Annotated in this window: 23 protein-coding genes; 18 read left to right on the plus strand and 5 right to left on the minus strand. The window is 71.8% G+C overall.

Translation table 11 applies throughout. From position 1 onward, the window contains the following. The first annotated feature begins 76 nt into the window (after positions 1 to 76). The 8 genes from FCN18_RS31815 to FCN18_RS31850 all read left to right on the plus strand — a co-directional run bounded on the left by FCN18_RS31815 (position 77) and on the right by FCN18_RS31850 (position 7,325). On the plus strand, positions 77 to 442 hold the full coding sequence (locus tag FCN18_RS31815) for a hypothetical protein (RefSeq protein ID WP_112267174.1): 366 nt from the start codon (positions 77 to 79) through the stop codon (positions 440 to 442). A 4-nt stretch (positions 443 to 446) separates the two neighbouring features. Next, complete coding sequence (locus FCN18_RS31820; protein ID WP_137096816.1) at positions 447 to 1,037, plus strand: DUF3558 family protein; 591 nt, start codon at positions 447 to 449, stop codon at positions 1,035 to 1,037. After that, a complete protein-coding gene (locus tag FCN18_RS31825; RefSeq protein ID WP_112267172.1) occupies positions 1,034 to 1,636 on the plus strand; it encodes a PE-PGRS family protein in 603 nt (200 codons plus the stop codon). Before FCN18_RS31820 ends, FCN18_RS31825 begins: the two co-directional genes overlap by 4 nt. Beyond that, complete coding sequence (locus FCN18_RS31830) at positions 1,633 to 2,373, plus strand: ESX secretion-associated protein EspG (RefSeq protein ID WP_137096808.1); 741 nt, start codon at positions 1,633 to 1,635, stop codon at positions 2,371 to 2,373. Before FCN18_RS31825 ends, FCN18_RS31830 begins: the two co-directional genes overlap by 4 nt. Before the next feature lie 682 nt (positions 2,374 to 3,055). Further along, the gene (mraZ, locus tag FCN18_RS31835; RefSeq protein WP_110338725.1) at positions 3,056 to 3,487 is read left to right on the plus strand and encodes a division/cell wall cluster transcriptional repressor MraZ; all 432 of its coding nucleotides are present in this window, start codon (positions 3,056 to 3,058) and stop codon (positions 3,485 to 3,487) included. Between the two features lie 195 nt (positions 3,488 to 3,682). Next, complete coding sequence (gene rsmH, locus FCN18_RS31840) at positions 3,683 to 4,639, plus strand: 16S rRNA (cytosine(1402)-N(4))-methyltransferase RsmH (protein ID WP_137096809.1); 957 nt, start codon at positions 3,683 to 3,685, stop codon at positions 4,637 to 4,639. Further along, on the plus strand, positions 4,639 to 5,313 hold the full coding sequence (locus FCN18_RS31845) for a septum formation initiator (RefSeq protein WP_228714234.1): 675 nt from the start codon (positions 4,639 to 4,641) through the stop codon (positions 5,311 to 5,313). Before rsmH ends, FCN18_RS31845 begins: the two co-directional genes overlap by 1 nt. 89 nt (positions 5,314 to 5,402) lie before the next feature. Further along, positions 5,403 to 7,325 carry a peptidoglycan D,D-transpeptidase FtsI family protein gene (locus tag FCN18_RS31850; protein WP_112267164.1) on the plus strand — a complete coding sequence of 641 codons (1,923 nt, stop codon included), beginning with the start codon at positions 5,403 to 5,405 and terminating at the stop codon, positions 7,323 to 7,325. Between the two features lie 52 nt (positions 7,326 to 7,377). Here the strand turns inward: FCN18_RS31850 and FCN18_RS31855 are convergent, their stop codons facing one another. Continuing rightward, positions 7,378 to 8,193 (minus strand): ABC transporter permease, encoded by an 816-nt coding sequence (locus FCN18_RS31855; RefSeq protein WP_112267162.1) that lies wholly within the window; start codon positions 8,191 to 8,193, stop codon positions 7,378 to 7,380. Next, the gene (locus FCN18_RS31860) at positions 8,190 to 9,173 is read right to left on the minus strand and encodes an ATP-binding cassette domain-containing protein (protein ID WP_113643966.1); all 984 of its coding nucleotides are present in this window, start codon (positions 9,171 to 9,173) and stop codon (positions 8,190 to 8,192) included. The genes FCN18_RS31855 and FCN18_RS31860 overlap by 4 nt, the downstream gene beginning before the upstream one ends. Before the next feature lie 90 nt (positions 9,174 to 9,263). On the opposite strand from FCN18_RS31860, the gene FCN18_RS31865 reads away from it, so the two are divergent. Next, entirely contained in the window at positions 9,264 to 9,992 is a 729-nt protein-coding gene (locus FCN18_RS31865) for a TetR/AcrR family transcriptional regulator (protein ID WP_112267158.1), read from the plus strand. Between the two features lie 69 nt (positions 9,993 to 10,061). Here the strand turns inward: FCN18_RS31865 and FCN18_RS31870 are convergent, their stop codons facing one another. Continuing rightward, complete coding sequence (locus FCN18_RS31870; protein ID WP_112267156.1) at positions 10,062 to 11,858, minus strand: AMP-dependent synthetase/ligase; 1,797 nt, start codon at positions 11,856 to 11,858, stop codon at positions 10,062 to 10,064. 108 nt (positions 11,859 to 11,966) lie between these two features. Here FCN18_RS31870 and FCN18_RS31875 point away from each other — a divergent pair, with 108 nt between their 5' ends. From FCN18_RS31875 to FCN18_RS31905, 7 genes are read left to right on the plus strand one after another with little or no spacing between them, the layout of a single operon-like run. Further along, on the plus strand, positions 11,967 to 12,380 hold the full coding sequence (locus FCN18_RS31875) for a polyketide cyclase / dehydrase and lipid transport (protein WP_206078021.1): 414 nt from the start codon (positions 11,967 to 11,969) through the stop codon (positions 12,378 to 12,380). A 9-nt stretch (positions 12,381 to 12,389) separates the two neighbouring features. After that, the gene (locus FCN18_RS31880; protein ID WP_137096811.1) at positions 12,390 to 13,178 is read left to right on the plus strand and encodes a metallophosphoesterase family protein; all 789 of its coding nucleotides are present in this window, start codon (positions 12,390 to 12,392) and stop codon (positions 13,176 to 13,178) included. Between the two features lie 26 nt (positions 13,179 to 13,204). Continuing rightward, a complete protein-coding gene (locus tag FCN18_RS31885; RefSeq protein ID WP_112267152.1) occupies positions 13,205 to 13,645 on the plus strand; it encodes an SRPBCC family protein in 441 nt (146 codons plus the stop codon). 1 nt (position 13,646) lies between these two features. After that, the gene (locus tag FCN18_RS31890; RefSeq protein WP_137096812.1) at positions 13,647 to 14,789 is read left to right on the plus strand and encodes an ArsA family ATPase; all 1,143 of its coding nucleotides are present in this window, start codon (positions 13,647 to 13,649) and stop codon (positions 14,787 to 14,789) included. Further along, entirely contained in the window at positions 14,786 to 15,199 is a 414-nt protein-coding gene (locus FCN18_RS31895; RefSeq protein WP_137096813.1) for a hypothetical protein, read from the plus strand. The genes FCN18_RS31890 and FCN18_RS31895 overlap by 4 nt, the downstream gene beginning before the upstream one ends. 9 nt (positions 15,200 to 15,208) lie before the next feature. Next, on the plus strand, positions 15,209 to 16,165 hold the full coding sequence (locus FCN18_RS31900) for an ROK family glucokinase (RefSeq protein ID WP_112267146.1): 957 nt from the start codon (positions 15,209 to 15,211) through the stop codon (positions 16,163 to 16,165). Between the two features lie 9 nt (positions 16,166 to 16,174). Continuing rightward, the gene (locus tag FCN18_RS31905) at positions 16,175 to 17,056 is read left to right on the plus strand and encodes an NUDIX hydrolase (RefSeq protein ID WP_137096814.1); all 882 of its coding nucleotides are present in this window, start codon (positions 16,175 to 16,177) and stop codon (positions 17,054 to 17,056) included. A gap of 50 nt (positions 17,057 to 17,106) precedes the next feature. Here FCN18_RS31905 and FCN18_RS31910 read toward each other — a convergent pair whose 3' ends face one another. After that, entirely contained in the window at positions 17,107 to 17,643 is a 537-nt protein-coding gene (locus tag FCN18_RS31910) for a hypothetical protein (protein ID WP_112267142.1), read from the minus strand. Further along, entirely contained in the window at positions 17,640 to 18,401 is a 762-nt protein-coding gene (locus FCN18_RS31915) for an alpha/beta hydrolase (RefSeq protein ID WP_113643974.1), read from the minus strand. Before FCN18_RS31915 ends, FCN18_RS31910 begins: the two co-directional genes overlap by 4 nt. 186 nt (positions 18,402 to 18,587) lie before the next feature. On the opposite strand from FCN18_RS31915, the gene FCN18_RS31920 reads away from it, so the two are divergent. Together FCN18_RS31920 and FCN18_RS31925 are read left to right on the plus strand one after the other, a co-directional pair. Next, positions 18,588 to 19,349, plus strand: a complete 762-nt coding sequence (locus tag FCN18_RS31920) for a lysophospholipid acyltransferase family protein (protein WP_112267138.1) — start codon at positions 18,588 to 18,590, stop codon at positions 19,347 to 19,349. A 21-nt stretch (positions 19,350 to 19,370) separates the two neighbouring features. After that, positions 19,371 to 19,874, plus strand: coding sequence for a polyadenylate-specific 3'-exoribonuclease AS (locus tag FCN18_RS31925; RefSeq protein ID WP_112267136.1), 504 nt, complete (start codon positions 19,371 to 19,373; stop codon positions 19,872 to 19,874). The last annotated feature ends 109 nt before the right edge of the window (positions 19,875 to 19,983 follow it).

Genomic DNA, 19,983 nt, shown 5'->3' on the forward strand with positions numbered 1-19,983 from the left:
CGACGCGTCCCGATGACCCTCGGTTCTGACCTATGCTCCGAACCGGAACCAGGCGACTACGGAGAGGCGCAACGCGATGACCGACCTGGACATGGCGGCCCCGAGGGTGTCGCCGGTGCCGGCGGAGGCGTTCGCCGTGTCACCGGAACTGGCGGGCGACGCCTTCAAGCGGCTCAGCGAGCTGCAGGACGTCGTGGGACAGCTGGTGCGGCAGGCCAAGGTGCTCGGCCGGTCGGTTCCGCTCGGCGCGGGGTACGCCGGTGAGGTCGGCGACTTCATGGCCGAGTACGGCCTCGGCGGGGAGGACTCCGCCGCCGACTCGCTGACCCGCTTCGGCAGGGAACTGGAGGACCTCAAGGCGCAGATCACCGTGGCGCTCGAGCGTTACCAGACCGAGGACGAGGCCGCGGCCGACGGCGTGGACTGCGTGGGTGGCGGCTGACCGAATGCGTGTCCCCGGCTCCCTTCTTTCCCTTGTCCCCCTTGTACTCCTCGCGGCCGCGTGCGGCAGGGTCGCTGGCGAACCCGCTCATACCGACGGTGTTTCAACGCTGGCGCCGACGTCGGCGCCGTCCACGCCGTCCACGCCGTCCACGCCGTCCACGCCGTCCATGTCGCCCACGCAGCCCGCCGCGCTCGACCCCTGCGGCCTGCTGTCCCCGGCGGAGCGCTCCACCGCGGGACTGACGACGACGGGCGAGCAGAAGTCCCTCGGCGGCGCACGGGCCTGCGACTACACCGAACCGGGCTCCTACGGCGTGACGATCACCATCGACGAGACCTCCGGCCTCGCCGCACTGCGGACCGGGCAGGAGGGCACGGCCGAGCAGGTGCGCATCGGCGCCCACGACGCGCTGCGCGTGGCCGACCACGAGGCCGACGACGGCACGTGTGCCGTGCTGCTGGGCACCGGCGAGTCGGCCAGCGTGCACGTGGACGTCACCAACACCAACTTCACCGGCACCGCCGAGGCGTGCACGCGGGCGGACACGGTGGCCGGGCTGATCGAGCCGAAACTGCCGGGAGGGCTGTCATGAGCGGGCGCGCGATACCGGGCACCGGCCGCCGCTACGAGTGGTACAGCCACGAGGCGCTCAAGGCCGAGGTCGAGTCGGGCAACGAACCCGCCGAGGCCGGCGAGATCGGCCGTGAGTGGGCCGAGCTGGCCGGCGCGCTGCGGGATGCGGGTGACGCGCTCGCAGGCATGTCCGCGGGCAGCGAGGAGGCGTGGAGCGGCCCCGGCGGGGACGCTCTGCGCGCGGTGCTGGGCAAGGCGGCGGGCTGGTCCCAGGAGGCCGCGGCCGTGTCGGCGTCGCTGGGGGAGGCCGTGGGCAGCCAGGCCGAGGCCGCCGCGCGGGCGCGGGCGGAGATGCCGGAGCCGGTGTCGTACGACCCCGCGGGCATGATCCGCGACGCCGTCGCCACCGGCGACCTCGCCGCGCTCGCCGGGCTTTCCGACACGCTGTCGGCCCGCCGGGAGGAGGCCGAGGCCGCGCGACAGAAGGCGATCGACGTCCTCTACGCGCGCGACGCCGCGCTGCGGGCGGCCGTGCCGTCCTCGTCGTTCACCGCGCCGCCCCCGTTGACGGGAGGCGGGGGACACCGGGGTCAGCAGGGAAAGCCGGTCCCGATGTGATTCGCGTATCCGCCTCGGCGTTCGACATCCTCTGGTCCGATCTCGGCCACGGTGCCCCGCCGGCGCCGCTGCTCGTGCCGAGCGTCGGGCGCACCGACAGCGAGCGCCGCGACATCCGCCGTGCCGTGCACGAGAACCTCGCCGAGCGCGGGCTCCTCCCCGGCGGCGAGCCCGACGGGCAGCTGCTCGACCGGCTCGAACTGCTGGCGGGCGCGTCGGTGTACGTCGAGTGCGAGGCGCTGCTTGACCTCGCGGAGCCGGAGCCGGTGCGGGCCGTGGCCGCCGCGCGCGGCAGGCGGGGTGTGCTCGCCGTGCAGCCGCGGCAGACCATCGGCCTGGCGGCCATCGGCGAGGGCGAGCTGTTCTCCGCCGCCGTCGGGGTGCTGCCCGAACTGGAACCGGGACCGGGCTACGGCGTGAGCCTGCCCGCGTCCGTGCTGGGTCCGGCGGCGCAGGACCCGGTGTACGGGAAGGCCGCGGGCTCGGCGGCCTACGAGAAGCAGCTGCGCGAGGTGCTCGCGATCCAGGCGCGGCCCGTGCTGGGCGCGGGCCAGTTCTCGGTGCGGGTGCGCGAAGGGCACCGGCTGCGCAGGCTCGGTGGTGTGAGCTGGTTCGTCACCGATGTCGGCGCCTACCTCGGGACGGTCGCGCCGGGCCGGGGCGACGAGGACTGGATGAGCGTGGCACCCGCCGACCGCGAGCGCCTCGCCGCGCGGCTCGCGGACCTGGTGGCGTAGTCGTCGGTCACCTCAGGACCCGAATCCGGCGGGCGCTACGCGAGTGCCCGCTCCAGGCCGGTCGGCAGCTGCTCGGCCAGGGCCCCAGCTGGTCCAGCCCGGCCCGGCCCAGCGTGTCGACCGTCAGCAGCGTCGCCGGACGTCGTCGTCCCGGCGGGTGGCGTGCCTCGCCCGGCGCGCAGGCGGTCATGGCCAGTGCCGCGGCGCAGAGGGCTGCCGATGAGCTGGGCAGCAGTCCTGCCCCGTGGCCCCTCGGGGTGGATGGGCACTCGTCACGTGGCGGGATGCTACGGACGGTGAACCTGGCCGTGGCCATTCTCCGGCGCGGTGTCTGCGGACTCTGCCCGATGCGAGGACGTCACCCACCTCCCTCCACCACTGCTCCCCACCGCCCCCACTTTCCGCCACGGACGGGCTCTCGAGGGCATTGACGGGGTCGCGGCACACGTGTTCCCTCACCCGCGGCGGCGATCTCCCCCCACCGCACCCCACTCGGGCCCCACCGCAGTGACCTGCGTAAACGCCGCGTGAAAGTCCACGATCGAGCTGTTTCGACGTTGACTGTGGTGAAAAGTGGGGTACGGTGGTGGCCAGTGGGGCGGAAGGGAAGCCTCGTGGCCGATCTCGGCGGAATCCGCGGGCACGTGGGTTCGGCGCTGGTCGGTAGGGGAGGTGGTGGCCGATGTTCCTCGGCACCCACACCCCGAAGCTGGACGACAAGGGGCGGCTCACGCTGCCCGCGAAGTTCCGTGACGCGCTGGCGGGTGGGCTGATGATCACCAAGGGACAGGATCATTGCCTGTACGTCTTCCCGCGCGCGGAGTTCGAGCAGATGGCCCGCAAGGTGGCCGAGGCGCCTTTCACGAACGAGTCGGTGCGTGCCTACCAGCGGTATCTGTTCGCGGGCACCGACGAGCAACGCCCTGACGGGCAGGGGCGCATCGCGATCGCGTCCGAGCTCCGGCGCTATGCCGGGCTCAACAAGGAATGCGTGGTGATCGGCGCGATCACCAGGCTGGAGATCTGGGACGCCCAAGCGTGGCAGGGCTACCTGGAGGAGCACGAGGACAGCTACGCCAAGGCGCAGGAGGAGATCCTGCCCGGCGTGTTCTAGCGGCGGCAGGCCGGACACCCGCGTGGTCTCCAGGTGCGGGTATCCCCGGCCGTGCCGGCGGAACGAGGGAGTTCCGGCGCGGATGCCGTCAGGCTGCGGCCCTGATGCACCTTCCCCGGTATCAGGTCCGCAACCTGACGGCATCCGCACCGGACGAGGACAACGGGGCGGGTGAGGCGAAAGGGGGCGGGGCCCGTGAACGACGGCACCGCGCACCTCCCCGTCCTGCTCGACCGCGTCCTCGAGCTGTTCGAGCCCGCGCTCTCCGACCGCGAGGCCGTGCTCGTCGACACGACGCTCGGGCTCGGTGGGCACGCCGACGCGCTGCTGACGGCCCATCCGGCGCTGCGCCTGATCGGGCTGGACCGCGATCCCAACGCACTCGAGCGCTCTCGCGAGCGGCTCACCCGGCACGGCGACCGCGTGGAGTTCGTCCATGCCGTCTACGACCGGCTGCCGGAGGTGCTCGAGGAGCACGGGCTGTCGCATGTGGACGGTGTACTGATGGACCTGGGGGTGTCCTCGATGCAGCTCGACCTCGCCGAACGGGGATTCGCGTACGCGCGCGACGCGCCGCTCGACATGCGCATGGACCCGACGTCCGGGCGCACCGCCGCGGACGTGCTCAACACCTACCCGCTCGCCGACCTCACGCGGATCCTGCGTGACTACGGCGAGGAGCGCTTCGCCCACCGCATCGCCAAGGCCGTGATCGCGGAGCGGGAGAAGGAGCCGTTCGAGCGCAGCGAACGGCTCGTCCGGCTGCTCTACGACACCGTGCCCGCGCCGAGCAGGCGCACGGGAGGGCATCCCGCCAAGCGCACGTTCCAGGCGCTGCGCATCGAGGTCAACGGCGAGCTGGACACGCTGAGGGCCGCCGTGCCCTCGGCGATCGACGCGCTCGCGCCCGGCGGGCGGATCGTCGTCGAGTCCTATCACTCGCTGGAGGACCGCATCGTGAAGCGCGCGTTCGCGGAGAAGGCGTCCTCGCGCACGCCGGAGGGTCTCCCGGTGGAGCTGCCTGGCCACGGCCCCGAGCTGCGCCTGCTGACTCGCGGTGCCGAGAAGGCCGACGAGCGGGAGATCGAACACAACGCGCGAGCGGCCTCGGTGCGGCTGCGCGCCGCCGAACGGATTGGAGCGGATGCCTGATGACCGCGCCGGCACGCACACGTACACGCACACGCACCCAGTCCGCGTCCCGTACCCGGCAGCGCATGCGCGCCACCACGACGGCGGTCCCCGAGGCTCCCGAGGTCGGCGGCGCGCCGAGGCGGCGCAGTTCGGCGGCTGAGCGCGCCTACGCGCGGCGCGCCCAGCGAGCACGGGAGTTGCGGCGTGAGGCCGCCCCCGAGGATGGCGGGCCGCGCCCGCGGCTGCGCCTGCGCTGGCCGCGTTCGCGCGCGTCCTTCGTGCTGCTGCTGATGGCGCTGATGGCCGCGGGTGTGGCGACCACGCTGGGACTGTCCACACAGGCCATCGCCGACTCCTACCGGCTCGAGGAGCTGCGGCAGGGCAACGCCAACCTCGCCGAGTACTCGGAGCAGCTACAGCGTGAGGTGGCGAGCGCGGAGTCGCCGTCCTCGCTCGCCGAGCGTGCCAAGGCGCTCGGCATGGTGCCCGGCGGCAACCCGGCGCGCATCGTCGTGAACGAGGACGGCTCGATCCGCGTCGTCGGCGAGCCCACCAAGGCCACCGCGCCCGCGCCGCCCCCCGCCCCGGAACCCGAGCCGGAACCCGACCCGGCCTCCGCCGGTCCGCGGCCGGGCCAGCAAGGGCAGCAGGGGCAGCAGGGGCAGAGCCCGGACGAGGGCCGGGACCAGTAGGCAGGGCAGGACCAGGGCACCGGCGGGCAGGCGGAGAACGCCGCGGCCGGCTAGCCGCAGGAGGAGCAGGCGACGACCGGAGGGGATTGATGCCAGGTCAGGCACGATCGCGAGGAGGAGCCGGTAGGGGCGGCACGCGCCGCACCTACTCGGCCAGGGCGCGCAGAGGGGGCGCGCCCGTTATCGACGGCGGTAACCGAGGGCGCTTCGTCGTCGGCCGGATCTTCCTGGTCGTCCTGCTCGTCGCGGCGGGCCTCAAGCTCGTGCAGGTGCAGGGTTTCCAGGCCGAGGCACTGTCGGCGAAGGCGGAGCGGCAGCGCACGACCACCATCGACATCCCGGCCCAGCGTGGGTCCATTGTGGACCGCAATGGGCAGGAGCTGGCGTTCAGCGTGGAGACGCGCATGCTGTGGGCGAACCTGCGGCTGATGCGCAAGACGTGGGACGAGTTCGCGCGCGAGAACCCCGAGTCGGGCGAGAACTACCGCACGCGGGTCGCCGAGATCGCGAAGTTCATCGCCGCCAAGCTGCCGGACAAGACCACCGAGTCCGAGCTGCTGGCCGACTTCCACAAGGACGCCAGCTTCACCTATCTCGTCGACGGCGTCGAGCCGTCGATCGCCGACGAGATCAAGGCGAAGTACCCGGAGATCGGCTACGAGAAGCGGGCGAAGCGGGAGTACCCCGGAGGAGAGCTGGCCTCGAACCTCGTCGGTTACGCGAACTGGCGCACCGACGACCCGGACGTGTCCAAGCACAACATCCACGGACTATCCGGCCTGGAGAACATGCGCGACAGCGACCTGGCCGGCACGCCGGGGCGGCAGATCGTCGACACCGCGCAGGGCAACGACAACGTCGTGATCCCCGGCACCGAACGGGATCTGCAGCCGGCCACCCCGGGCTCGGACCTGGAGCTGACGATCGACTCCGACCTGCAGTACGACCTGCAGAACAAGCTCGCGGAGTACGTCCGGGCCTCCGACGCGCAGGGCGGCAGCGCGATCGTCATGGACGCCAAGACCGGCGAGGTCTACGCGCTCGCCAACGACAAGACGCTGGACCCGAACGCTGGCTCGCTCGACCCGGAGCTGATGAACAACACCGCGGTCACCACCCCGTTCGAACCGGGCTCGGTGAACAAGATCGTCACCGCGGCGGCGGCCATCGAGCACGGCATCGTGGAGCCGGACTCGGTCTTGCAGGTCCCTGGCTCGATCGAGGTCGCCGACCATGTCGTGCACGACGCGTGGGACCACGGGACCCAGCCGTTCACGGCCACCGGCATCTTCGCGAAGTCGTCCAACGTCGGCACGCTCATGCTCGCCGAGGAACTCGGGCCGGACCGGTACCTGGACATGCTGCGGAAGTTCGGGCTCGGCAAGCGCACCGGCATCGGCCTGCCCGGCGAGAGCCCCGGTTACGTGCCGCCGCGCAGCCAGTGGTCGGGCACGACGTTCGGCAACCTGCCGATCGGACAGGGCCTGTCGATGACCGTCGTGCAGATGGCGAGCATGTATCAGGCGATCGCGAACGGCGGCGTGCGCGTGGAGCCGAGGATCGTGAGCGCGAAGATCACGCCGGACGGCACGCGGGTGCCCGAGCCGAAGCCGAAGTCGTCGCGGGTGGTGAGCACCGAGACCGCCAACACGGTCAAGGACATGCTCCGGGCGGTGACGCAGGACGGCGACACCTACCACCGGGGCACCGCTCCGCAGGCGGCGCTGGAGGGCTACCAGATCTCCGGTAAGACCGGCACGGGCCAGCAGGTGGACCCCGAGACGGGCGCCTACAGCAACCACCTCTACAACATCACCTTCGCCGGCATGCTGCCCGCCGACGACCCCCGGTTCGTGGTGGGCATCCGGCTCGACGCGCCCGACACGACGTTGCCGGAGGGCTCCTCGGCGGCGCCGTTGTTCCACGAGATCGCCTCGTACCTGGCGCAGCGCTACCAGTTGCCGCTGTCGGACGAGCAGGCTCCGGTCGTGCCCCTGATCCAGGCCGGCTGAACGAAGGGAACGGCCCGGCATCCCCGAGGAATGCCGGGCCGTTCCCGAATCCCTACAGTCCCGCGGTGCGGAAGCGGCGGATCGACAGCGGGACGAACACCGCCAGCAGCAGCACGCACCAGCCGACGGTGGCGAGCACCGGGTTGGCGATGGGCCACGCGACGTCGCCGACGGGCAGCCCGGGATTGCCGAACAGCTGACGGCAGGCCGCCGTCGCCGCGCTCACGGGGTTCCAGTCGGCGATCGCCTGCAGGATGGCCGGCATGCCATCGGTGGGCACGAAGATGTTGGAGATCATCGTGACCGGCATGATCAGCGGGCCGATCCTCGCCGCGGTCTCCTCGTTCTTCGCCAGCGAGCCGAGGAACACGCCGAGCCACGACACGGCGTACTGCAGCAGCAGGAGCAGCCCGAACCCGGCGAGCGTCGCGCCGATGCCGTTGTGCGCCCGCCAGCCGAACAGCAGGCCGCACGCCGCCATGATGACGAGGCTGCCCGCCGCGATCACCAGATCGGCCGCCGTCTGTCCGAACGGGACGGCGGAGCGGGCCATCGGCATGGAGCGGTAGCGGTCCATGACGCCCAGCCCGTTGTCCTTGGCGATCACCGTCAGGGCGCCCATCACGCCGAACACGGTGCTCATCACGAACAGGCCGGGCATGAGGTACTCGCGGTAGTTCCCGCCGCCGGGAATGGGGATGGCGCTGCCGAAGACGTAGCCGAACAGCACCACCGAGACGAGCGGGAAGGCGAACGTCGCGGCGATCTGACCTGGCTGGTGCTTGAGCTTGAGCAGGTTGCGGCTCATGACGGCGAGGCCGTCGGAGAGCCCGGTGCGCAACGGGGACGCGGTCGCGGGCGCGGTCATCGGGCCGTCTCCTCGGGGGTCGTGGTGGTGGGTTTGCCGGTGAGGGTCAGGAACACCTCGTCGAGCGTCGGCTTGCGGATGCCGACGTCCACCGCCTTCACCCCGGCCTGGTCGAGCTGCCGCACGATGTCGGGCAGCGCCAGTGAGTCGGCGCCCACCGGCACGCTCAGCAGCCCGCGGTCGGCGTCGATGTCGGGCTCGGCGCCGGTGCCGGCGAGCACGGCGAGCGCCCGCGCGGCTTCGGCGATCTCGGCGGCATCGCCCACGGTCACGTCGATCCGGCCCCCGATCCGCGCCTTGAGCTCGTCGGGAGTGCCCGACGCGATCACCTTGCCGGTGTCGATCACGGCGATGTTGTGGGCCAGCTGGTCGGCCTCGTCGAGGTACTGCGTGGTGAGCAGCACCGTGGTGCCCTGTCCGACGAGGTCGCGGACGGTGTCCCAGATCTCGTTGCGGCTGCGCGGGTCCAGCCCCGTGGTCGGCTCGTCGAGGAACAGGACGGTGGGAGAGACGATCAGGCTCGAGATGAGGTCGAGCCTGCGGCGCATCCCGCCCGAGTAGGTCTTGACCAGCCGGTCGGCCGCGTGGGCGAGGTCGAAGCGCTCGAGCAGCTCGTCGGCCCGCTCCCTGGCTCGCTTGGTGCCGAGGTGGAAGAGCCTGCCGAAGATGCGCAGGTTCTCCCGTCCCGTGAGCTGCTCGTCGAGCGCCGCGTGCTGCCCGGCCAGTCCGATCTCACGGCGGACGGCGCCGGCCTCGCGCACCACGTCGTGGCCGGCCACGGTGGCCCGGCCCTCGTCGGGCCTGGTGAGCGTGGCGAAGACGCGCACCGACGTGCTCTTGCCGGCCCCGTTCGGGCCGAGCAGCCCGTAGACCTGCCCGGCGGGCACGGTCAGATCGAGCCCGTCGAGTGCCTGCGTCTGCCCGAATCTCTTGCGTAGTCCCTCGGCGACGACGACGGCGTCACCCGTGTGTTTCCCCATGAAGACCCCTGAAGTGAGTACGATGTACGCAGTACAAAGGTAGCCAACCGAGTACGACGTACGCAACTGAGTTTCGCCGAAGGAGAACGGGTGGCAGGCACGGGCGAGGCACGGCTGTCGGCTTTGGTCCGCGTGTGGGGCGACCAGCAGCGGCGCACGCGTGGACCCGCACCCGCCTACAGCCGGGACCAGATCGCCGACGCGGCCATCGAGATCGCCGACGAGGAGGGGCTGGCCGCGGTCACGATGCGCAAGGTCGCCGCGCGCCTCGGCACCGGGGCGATGAGCCTGTACCGGTACGTCGCGAACAAGGAGGCGCTCGTCGAGCTGATGGCCGACCGGATATTCGGCAGGGAGGAGTGGCCCGAGCCCAGCGGCGACTGGAAGCGAGACCTCGGCGACATCGCGCGTGGGCAGCGGCGGGCGCTGCTCGCGCACCCGTGGTTGCCCCGCGTGTGGTCGGGCAGGCCCGCGATGGGACCGAACATGCTGCGCGGCTTCGAGCGCTCGATGTCCATCCTGGACGGTCTCGGCCTCGGCATCGACGACATGTTCGAGACCATCGCACTGGTCAACACCTGGGTCGACGGCTACGTGCAGAGCGAACTGGCGACCCGCGAGTTCTTCGGCGACGCCGACGACGAGGAGGTGCACCGGGCGATGGCGCCCTACGTCGAGTCGGTCATCGAGAGCGGCGAGTACCCGTACTTCGCCCGCCTGATCGCCGAGGCCAAGGCGCCCCACCAGGACGCGGAGAGCCGTTTTGAACGCGCCCTCGACCGGATCCTCGCCGGCATCGAGGCCACCCTCCCGGAGTGACCCCAACCGCAGTGAAGGCCACCATCACTGCGTTCAACGCAGTGATGGTGGCCTTCACTGCAGTGGGTCCTACTTGGCGTAGAGGGAGTCGATCGCGGCGGCGTAGTTCTTGCTCACCACGTTGCGCTTGAGCTTCAGGCTCGGCGTGATCTCCCCGCCCGCCTCGGTGAAGTCGTTGGGCAGGATCGTGAACTTCTTGATCGACTCCGCGTGCGACACGAGCTTGTTCGCCTCGTCCACCGCCGCCTGCACGGCCGCCTTCAGGTCCGGGTCGTCGGCGAGGTCGGACACCGAAGCGCCCTCGGGCTTGCCGTGCTGCGACTTCCAGGCCGGGAAGAACTCCTCGTCGATCGTCACCAGCACGCCGATGAACGGGCGCTGGTCACCGACCACCATGGCCTGGCTGATCAGCGGGTTGGCCTTGAGCGTGTCCTCGAGCGCCGACGGCGCGACGTTCTTGCCGCCCGCCGTGACGATGATCTCCTTCTTGCGCCCGGTGATCTTGAGGAAGCCCTCGTCGTCGAGCTCGCCCAGGTCGCCGGTGTGGAACCAGCCGTCCTCGAGCGACTCGGCGGTGGCCTGCTCGTTGTTCCAGTAGGAGCCGAACACGATGTCGCCCTTGAGCAGCACCTCGCCGTCGTCGGCGATCCGCACCGAGGTGCCCGCGACCGGCCTGCCGACCGTGCCGACCTTGAACGCGTCCTCGGTGTTGACGTTGGCGGCCGCGCTGGTCTCGGTGAGGCCGTAGCCCTCGAACACCGGCACGCCGATGCCGCGGAAGAAGTGCGCGAGCCGGGTGCCGAGCGGGGCGCCGCCGGATACGGCGGCGACGCACCGGCCGCCCAGCGCCGCCCGCAGCTTGGTGTAGACCAGCTTGTCGAACACCGTGTGCTTGATCTTCAGCCCCAGGCCGGCACCGCCCGCGTCCCTCGCCTCGCTGTAGGCGACGGCGGTGGCCTCGGCGGCGTCGAAGATCTTGCCCTTGCCCTCGGAGTGGGCCTTGAGCTTCGCGCCGTTGTAGACCTTCTCGAACACACGCGGCACGGCCACCACGAACGTCGGCCGGAACGTGCCGAGGTCGGCGACAAGGTCCTTGATGTCGGCGGTGTGCCCGAGCGTGGCCCGGGAGGTGAAGGCCGTCAGGGCGATGGCGCGCGCCAGGATGTGGGCCAGCGGCAGGAACAGCAGCAGCGAGTTGCCCGCGCCCATCAGCTGCGGGAACGCGGCGATGTCGGCGCGGACCTCGGCCAGCAGGTTGCGGTGGGTCAGCGTGACGCCCTTGGGCCTGCCCGTGGTGCCCGACGTGTACACGATGGTGGCGACGTCGTCGGCGCGAACGGAGCGGCGGCGGGTGTGCACGTCGTCGTCGGACACGTCGGCGCCGAGCGAGCTCAGCTCGCCGACCGCGGGCTTGTCGCCCTCGATCTGCCAGGCGTGGTCGAGCTCCGGCAGCCTGCCGCGCACCTCGCCCAGCGTCTTGCCGTGCTCGGCCGTCTCGACGAACACCGCCTTGGCGCCCGAGTCGGAGAGGATCCAGTGGACCTGTTCCGCGGAGGAGGTCTCGTAGATGGGGACCGTGACCCCGCCGGCGGCCCAGATCGCGAAGTCGATCAGGGTCCACTCGTAGCGGGTCTTCGACATCAGCCCCACGCGGTCGCCCTGCTTGAGCCCGGCCTTGATCAGGCCCTTGGCGACGGCCAGCGCCTCGGCCGCGAACTCGCGCGCGGTGACGTCGCGCCACGAGCCGTCGACCTGGCGCCGAAAACTCACGGTTTCGCCGAACCGCTCCGCGTTGGCCCACACGACGTCCGAGGCGTTCTCGTCGTCGGCGACGGTCCGGCTGGCGGGGGCGCTGTACTCGCGCACGTGAACCTCCGTGTCCCACTGTGTTACTCGCCGGTCAACTTAGCCCCAATATGTCCGTTTGACCATGGGCGGGTCCCGGTGATCGGGTGAGCATGTCATTCTGCACCCGTGTTGGCATCCGATAACGCGCCCGCGCTGGACATCGTTGACGAAACGTTCCTCGCGGTGCCCCCGAGCACGGTCGCCGCGGCGTTCGCCGCCCCCCGCTCGTGGTCGAGATACTGGCCCGACCTGGTGCTCGAAGTTTACACCGACCGCGGCGACGCCGGCCTCCGCTGGACGGTGCGCGGTGCGCTCGTCGGCACCATGGAGGTGTGGCTGGAGCCCGTGCTGGACGGCACGCTGCTGCACTATTTCCTCAGGGCGACCCCCGCGAGTCCCGCCCGGTTGCGCCCTCGGGAGCTGCGCCGGGAGTTCGACCGCAGGGCACGGGCCGCTAAGGCGATCGCGCTGGAACTCAAGCAGCTGCTCGAGGACGGTCGCGAGCCGGGCGTGCCGCCCCGCGCTCCCGCCGCTCGGTAGGCTGTCGACGTGCGGGTTCATGTCGTTTCCGACGTGCACGGCAACGCGGAGGCACTCGCCCGCGCCGGTGACGGCGCCGACGCTCTCGTCGTGCTCGGCGATCTGCTCGACTTCGTCGACTACCACGACCACGGCAAGGGAATCCTCGGCGCGCTCTTCGGCGCCGACAACGTGCGCACGTTCGCCAGGCTGCGGCGCGAGGGCACCCGCGACGAGACGGTCGCGTTCTCCCGGTCGCTGTGGGCGAGCCTCGACGATCCCGCGAGCGCCGTGGACGAGGCGATCCGCGAGCAGTACGCCGAGCTGTTCGGCGCCATGACCGCTCCCACCTACGCGGTGCCCGGCAACGTCGACGCGCCAGCCCTGTGGCCGGAGTTCGCCGGGCCGGGGATCCATCTCACCGACGGCGAGGTCGTGGAGATCGGCGGGCTGCGCTTCGGCTTCATCGGCGGGGCGCTGCTGCCCGACGGCGTCGTGCCCCGCCGCAACGGGATCTGGCGGCCCTACCTGCGCACGCCCGAGGAGTTCGACAAGGCCGCCGCCGAGCTGCGCGGCATCGACGTACTGTGCAGCCACATCCCGCCCGCGCTGCCGGAGCTCACCTACGACGTCGTCGCCCGCCGCGCGGAACTCGGCTCCGGCGCGCTGCTCGGCCTGATCACGGCGGAGCAGCCGAGATGGTCGCTGTTCGGGCACGTCCACCAGCCGCTCGCCGCCCGGTCCCGCGCCGGGCGCACCGAATGCCGCAACGTCGGCCATTTCAAGCACACGGCGCGCCCGTACGTGCTGCGCTGGTAGCCCGGCGTACCGCTACGCTGACGCCCATGGCCGAGCAGTCCACGCAGTCCATCGAGGTCGACGCCGCGCCAGCGGAGATCATGGCGGTCATCGCCGACCTTCCCGCGTACCCGGAGTGGGCCAAGGCCGTCCGCGAGACCGAGGTCCTCGCCACCGATGACGAAGGCCGCGCCAAGCAGGTCAGGTTCACGCTCGACTCCGGCCCGGTGAAGGACGTCTACACGCTCGAGTACGACTGGGCGGCCGACGGCCTCTCGGTGAGCTGGCACCTCGTGAAGGGGCAGATGCAGAAGGCCCAGAACGGGCGTTACCTGCTGGAGCCCCACGGTGAGCGCACCAAGGTCACCTACACGCTCTCCGTCGAGCTGGTGCTGCCCATGATCGGCCTGCTGCGCCGCAAGGCCGAGAAAATGATCATGGACACGGCGCTCAAGGAGCTGAAGCGCCGCGTCGAGGGCAAGGGGTAGCGTGCGGGTCCTGCTGTTCACGGGCAAGGGGGGCGTCGGCAAGACGACCCTCGCGGCGGCGACCGCCGCCGCGCTGGCGGGCCGGGGCAGCAAGACGCTCGTCGTCTCCACCGATCCCGCTCACTCGCTCGGCGACGCCTTCGGCGGCCCGCTGAGCGGCGAGCCCGCCGAGGTGGACACGTGCCTGCACGCCGCGCAGATCGACTCCCGGTCGCTCGTGGACAGCACCTGGCAGACCCTGCGGGCGCAGCTGCGTTCCGCACTCGTCACCGGCGCGGGCCTCGACAGCCTCGACGCCGAGGAGCTGACCGTGCTGCCCGGCGTCGACGAGCTGCTCGCGCTCACCGAGGTGCGGCGGCTCGCCGAGACGGGGCCGTGGGAGGCCGTGATCGTCGACTGCGGACCGACGGCGGAGACACTGCGGCTGCTCGCGCTTCCCGAGGCGGTCTCCGGGTACCTCACGCGGATGTACGGCTGGAAGACGCGGCTGTCCGGGCTCGCCCGGTCGGTCGAGCGGCTCGCCACCCACCTGGAGTCGCTGCGCACGCTGCTCACCGATCCGACGGTCACCAGCGTGCGGCTTGTGCTCACGCCCGAGCGCGTGGTGGTGGCCGAGACCCGCAGGACTCTGACCTCGCTCGCGCTGCGCGGCATCCACGTCGACGGGTTGATCGCCAACCGGCTGATGCCCGCTCCCGGGCTGTGGCGCGGTGGCGCGGCGTCGTGGCTGCGTACGCGCAGGGCACAGCAGGAGGAGGTGCTCGCCGAGCTGGCGCGCTCCGTGCTCGGCGAGGGCATGCTGCGCTCGGTGGAGCACCGCGCCGCCGAGCCGGTGGGACTTGCGGCACTGCGCGAGATCGCCCACGAGCTCTACGGCGACGCCACGCCGCTCGCCGGCGCGGGGGACGGCCTCGCGCCGCTGCTGACGGTGTCGGAGACGGACACGGGGTACTCACTGCGGGTGGCGCTGCCGCTCACCAGGGACACCGTCGTCGACCTGGCCCGGATCGACGACGACCTGGCCATCACCGTGGACGGCTTCCGGCGGCTCGTCGCACTGCCCGAGGCGCTGCGGCAGTGCCGCATCGCCGACGCCGAGTCCGACTCCCGAGGGCTGCTTGTGCACCTGGAAGGACCTGAATGACGGGCAACGACGAAGGCGCCCGCCTTGCCGAGGAGATCCGGCTGCTCGTCGACCTGGTCATCGACCGGGCCGCCCCGTGGCTGGAGAGCGTGATCGCCGCCGGGCACGGAGACGCCGAGCAGGGGGAGCGGGGCGAGCACCCCGGCGGGCAGGGCGGCTGCACGTGGTGCCCGCTGTGCGCGGTCGTGGCCGTGGTGCGTGGTGAGCGGCCCGAGCTGGCCGCCCGCGTGCTGGAGGAGGCCGCGCAGCTCGTGGCACTGCTGCGCGCCGTGCTCGCGGATCGCTGGCAGCCGCAGGAGGGCGTGCACATGCCCGGCTTCCAGCCCGAGCCCAGGCCGGAGCCGCCCGGTGACGGCGCGGTCCGCGTCCAGCGTGTGGCCGTGCGCCAGCGCGAGCAGTGGGAGCAGTAGGAGTTCCGGATGCTGGCGATCGGCGTCGACGTCGGAGGCACGAGCGTGCGGGCCGGGGTCGTGGACGAGCAGGGCGCCCTGCTGGACACCGCGCGGACGGGCACGCCCAGCGGTGAGGTGGCGCTGGAGGACGCCGTCACCTCGGTGATCGAGGAGCTGCGCAACCGGCACGAGGTGGGCGCGGTCGGGCTCGCGGTCGCGGCGTTCGTGCGGCCGGACCGTCGCGGCGTGCTGTTCGCGCCGCACCTCGCCTGGCGCGCGGCCCCCGTCGGCGACCGCATCGCCAAGCGTGTCGGGCTGCCCGTGACCCTCGAACACGACGCCAACGCGGCGACCCTCGGCGAGCACCGCTTCGGCGCCGCGCGCGGCGCACGCGTGGTGACGCTCGTGGCGCTCGGTACCGGGATCGGCGCGGGGCTGCTGCTCGACGGCCGGATCTTCCGGGGCGCCCACGGCGTCGCGCCCGAGCTGGGGCACCTGTGCGTGGTGCCGGGCGGCAGGCCGTGCTCGTGCGGCAAGTACGGCTGCTGGGAGCGTTACTGCAGCGGCACCGCGCTCGCGGCGACGGCGATCGAGTTCCTCGCCCGCCACCCCGGCCGTTCCACCGTGCTGGCGAGGGAGATCGCCGGGGACCCCGGATCGGTCACGGGCCGGAGGGTCGCGGGAGCCGCGCGCGACGGCGACCCGGTGGCGCAGCTCGCGATGGCGGAGCTCGCCCGCTGGCTGGGGGAGGGCCTGGCGCTCGTCGCCGACGTCTACGACCCCGAGGTGATCGTGATCGGCGGCGGGGTTTCCCAGTCGGCTCCGCTGTTCCTCGACGAGGCGCGGGAGCACTACGCGCACGCCGTCACGGGCGCGGGGCACCGCCCGCTCGCCCGGATCAGGACGGCCCAGCTCGGCGACGAGGCCGCGATCGTCGGGGCCGCGACCCTCGCGAGGGAGGAAAGCGCCGGCCCGTATGACTAGGCTGGCGGAATGCTGCTCGGTGACGGCGACGGGTTCGTCAGCTGTGTGTGCGGGGAGCGGCACTGGGGGCTCCACGGCGCCGCCGGTCTGCTGCTGACCGACCCGCGGCGTGGTGTGCTGCTCCAGCACCGCGCGGGCTGGACCCACCACGGCGAGACCTGGGCGCTGCCGGGCGGGGCGATCCGCTCCGACGAGACGCCCGCGCAGGCGGCGACCAGGGAGACCGAGGAGGAGACCGCCGTGCCCGCCGGCTCCGTGCGAGTGCTCTCCGCACGTGCCGAGGACCACGGCACGTGGCGCTACACGACGGTGCTCGCCACGGTGGACGGCTCGGTGCGGCCCCGGGTCGCCAACGCCGAGAGCACCGCGCTGGACTGGGTCGACCCCGACGACGTTGAGCGCTACCCGCTGCACCGCAACTTCGCCGCCGCCTGGCCGAGCCTGCGCGCTCAGCTCGACCGCGAGCTCGTGCTCGTGGTCGACGCCGCCAACGTGATGGGCGCCCGTCCAGACGGCTGGTGGCGCGACCGGGCCGCCGCGGCCGGGCGCCTGCGCGACCGGCTCGCCGTGCTGGGCAGCTCCGGCGTCGAGGCCACCGACCTCGATCTGGACCACGATGGCCTGTGGGTCTGGTGGCCCAGGATCGTGCTGGTCGTGGAAGGCCAGGCGAGGCAGACGGCTGCGGTGGACGCGGTGGAGGTCGTCTCCGCCGAGCACGACGGCGACAGCGCGATCGTGGCGACCACGGCGGCGTTGCTGCGCGATCGGCCCCGTGACCATGTCCTGGTGGTGACCGCCGACCGGCTGCTGAGGGACCGGGTTCGCGCGGAAGGCGCCGGGGTGATCGGCCCCTCGGCGCTGTGGACCCTGCTCGACACCTGCGCGGTGTAGCGCTTCGTGGCGGCCTGAGCCCTCCGTCCAGCGTCGCGGATTCGCGACTACTAGACCTGGGCGCCGTTGGACGGGTCGGCCCCGTCGGGCGGGCCCTGCTTCACGCGCAGCAGCAGCAACGCGATGCCGGTGGCCAGTGCGAGCATGCCGAGCGGCGTGCCCAGCGTGCTCGTCAGCCCGATGAGCTGGGGAGCGATGAGTAGCAGCAGGCCCACCACGAAGAACAGCAGCACCACGAACGCGCCCTTGCGCGGTCTCGGCAGCGGCGGCGGCTCCGGCGGGACGTAGTGCTCGTCGTCGTCGCCGGCCGGGTCGGGACCGAGCATGGTCTCGTCCCAGTCCGAGCCGCTGTCGCGCCAGCCCGTGCCCGCGGGCGCGGGATCCTCCGTGGCGGGACGGCGTGGCTCGGGCTCCGGCTTTGACTCCGGCCGGGGATCGGCCTCGGTCGCCTGCCGGGAGTCTCTGCGTTCGGGTTCGGGGTCGCTCACGGCCTCCACGCCGAAGCCCTCGGCGCGCAGGTCCGCGATGATCTCCTCGAAGGTCGCGTCCACGTCCTCCGGGCCGTCGGAGCCACCAGCTCTGTTCACCGGGCACCCACCTGCCTGACCGTCCGTACGAACTCGGCGCTGCGTTCGAAGATCAACGGGGCGTCGTTGTCGAGCGTCGCCACGTGGTAGCTGTCGCGCAGCAGCACCTCCTCGAATTCGGTGCTGCGCACCCCCTCGGCGATGACCCTCGAGTTCACCGGCTCCACGATGTGGTCAACGACCGAGTGCATGAGGAGAAGCGGCTGGGTCACCCTGGGCAGGTCCTGCCGCACGATCTTCCACAGCCGGCTCAGGCTCTCCGTCGCCTTCACGGGCGTGCGCGCGTACGCCAGCTCGGTGACGCCCGGCTTCGCGATGTCGCCACCGAGGCCCTTGACCGAGGGCAGCACCCGCGCCAGCAGGGGCAGCAGCCTCGCGTCCTTCCGCAACGTCAGCACGGACGGGTTGACGAGCGCGAGCCCCGCCACCGCGTCGCCGCGCTGCTGGGCCAGTCGCAGCGCGAGCGTGCCGCCCATCGACAGGCCGAACACGAACACCGACTCGCAGATCCCCGTGAGTTCGGTGAGCTCGGCGTCGACGCAGCCGTACCAGTCGGGCCAGCGGGTGCGGTTGCACTCCTGCCACGTGGTCCCGTGCCCCGGCAGCAGGGGGCAGCGGACGGTGAAGCCCTGCTCCGCGAGATACTCGCACCAGGGACGCATGCTCGCCGGGGAGCCGGTGAAACCGTGGCACAGGAGCACGCCGACCTCGGTCGAGTCGGTGTGCGAGAACGGCTCCGCGCCGGCGAGCACAGGCATGCCCGATCGCCCTCCCGTCGAGCTTCGTGGTCCCATGTTCGCACGCGCGGCGGCGGCTGTGGGGCACCGGCCTGGCTGTGAGATCTGTCGCGGGGATCGAGCAAGCGGGTGTCCGCTGTTGTGCCTCGCCAGCGCGGGTTCGTAGGCTGCAGAGCGGCCGGGTTTCGTGGAGGAGGGCTTGACGCGGTGCTGTATCGCCTCATGAAGTACGTGCTGCTCGGGCCGCTGCTGCGGCTCTTCTGGCCGACCAAGGTCACCGGCCTGGAGAACATCCCCGAGACCGGCGGCGCGATTCTGGCGAGCAATCACCTCGCGGTCGCCGACTCGTTCTTCATGCCGCTCTACGTTTCCCGCCGCGTCACGTTCCCCGCCAAGCAGGAGTACTTCACCGAGCCCGGGCTCAAGGGCAGGTTCAAGAAGTGGTTCTTCACCGGCGTCGGCCAGTTCCCGATCGACCGCTCCGGCGGCTCGGCGGCGCAGGCCGCGCTCGACACGGCGATCCGGCTGCTGCGGGAGGGCCGCCTGCTTGGCATCTACCCGGAGGGCACGCGGTCCCCGGACGCCAGGCTCTACAAGGGCAAGACGGGTGTCGCGCGCATCGCGCTGGAGGCGCGCGTGCCGGTGATCCCGGTCGCGATGGTCGGCACCGAGTCCGTGAACCCCATCGGCTCGAAGATGTGGCGGCCGCGCAGGCTGGAGATCCGCTTCGGCAAGCCGCTGGACTTCTCCCGCTACGAGGGCCTCTCCGGCGACCGCTTCGTCGAGCGCTCGATCACCGACGAGATCATGTACGCGCTCATGGAGCTGTCGGGTCAGGAGTACGTGGACATCTACGCCGCGAAGGCCAAGGAACTGCTCGCCGCCGAGGCCGCCGGGGTGCGGCCCGCGGTCCCGCTGCAGCCCGACGCCCGTGACGCCGCCCGGCTCCCGCAGAGCAAGGCAGGCTGAGCGGTCGAGTACCGTGCTGCGGTGCGATTCTTCTACGACACCGAGTTCATCGAGGACGGCGTGACGATCGACCTGGTGTCGATCGGTGTCGTGGACACCTCCGGCCGTGAGTTCTACGCCGTGTCCACCGAGTTCGACCCCGGCAAGGCCGGTCCGTGGGTGCGGGAGAACGTGCTCGACAAGCTGCCCTCGCCTGGCGACCCGGCCTGGCGGAGCCGGGAGCGCATCCGTACCGACCTGCTCGAGTTCCTCGGCTCCCCGCCCGGCGGCATCGAGCTGTGGGCGTGGTTCGCCGCGTACGACCACGTGGCGCTCGCCCAGCTGTGGGGACCGATGCCCGCCTTGCCCCGGCAGCTGCCCCGGTTCACCCGCGATCTCCGGCAGCGCTGGGAGGACGTCGGCAAGCCGCGGCTGCCCTCGCCGCCCGCGGACGCGCACGACGCGCTCGCCGACGCGCGGCACAACCTCGAACGCTGGCGCGTGATCGAGGAGGTCCGCCGCCGCAAGGGCTTCCCCGCCGCCTGACCGCCCACCCGTCCGCAGTGAAGGCCACCTTCACTGCGTTCAACGCAGTGAAGGATGCTCCTATAGAGGTCAAGTGGTGAGGTTGGCGAGGTCGGCTTGGATGGCGTGG

Source organism: Prauserella endophytica, assembly GCF_005146945.1.
GTDB lineage: Bacteria > Actinomycetota > Actinomycetes > Mycobacteriales > Pseudonocardiaceae > Prauserella_A > Prauserella_A endophytica.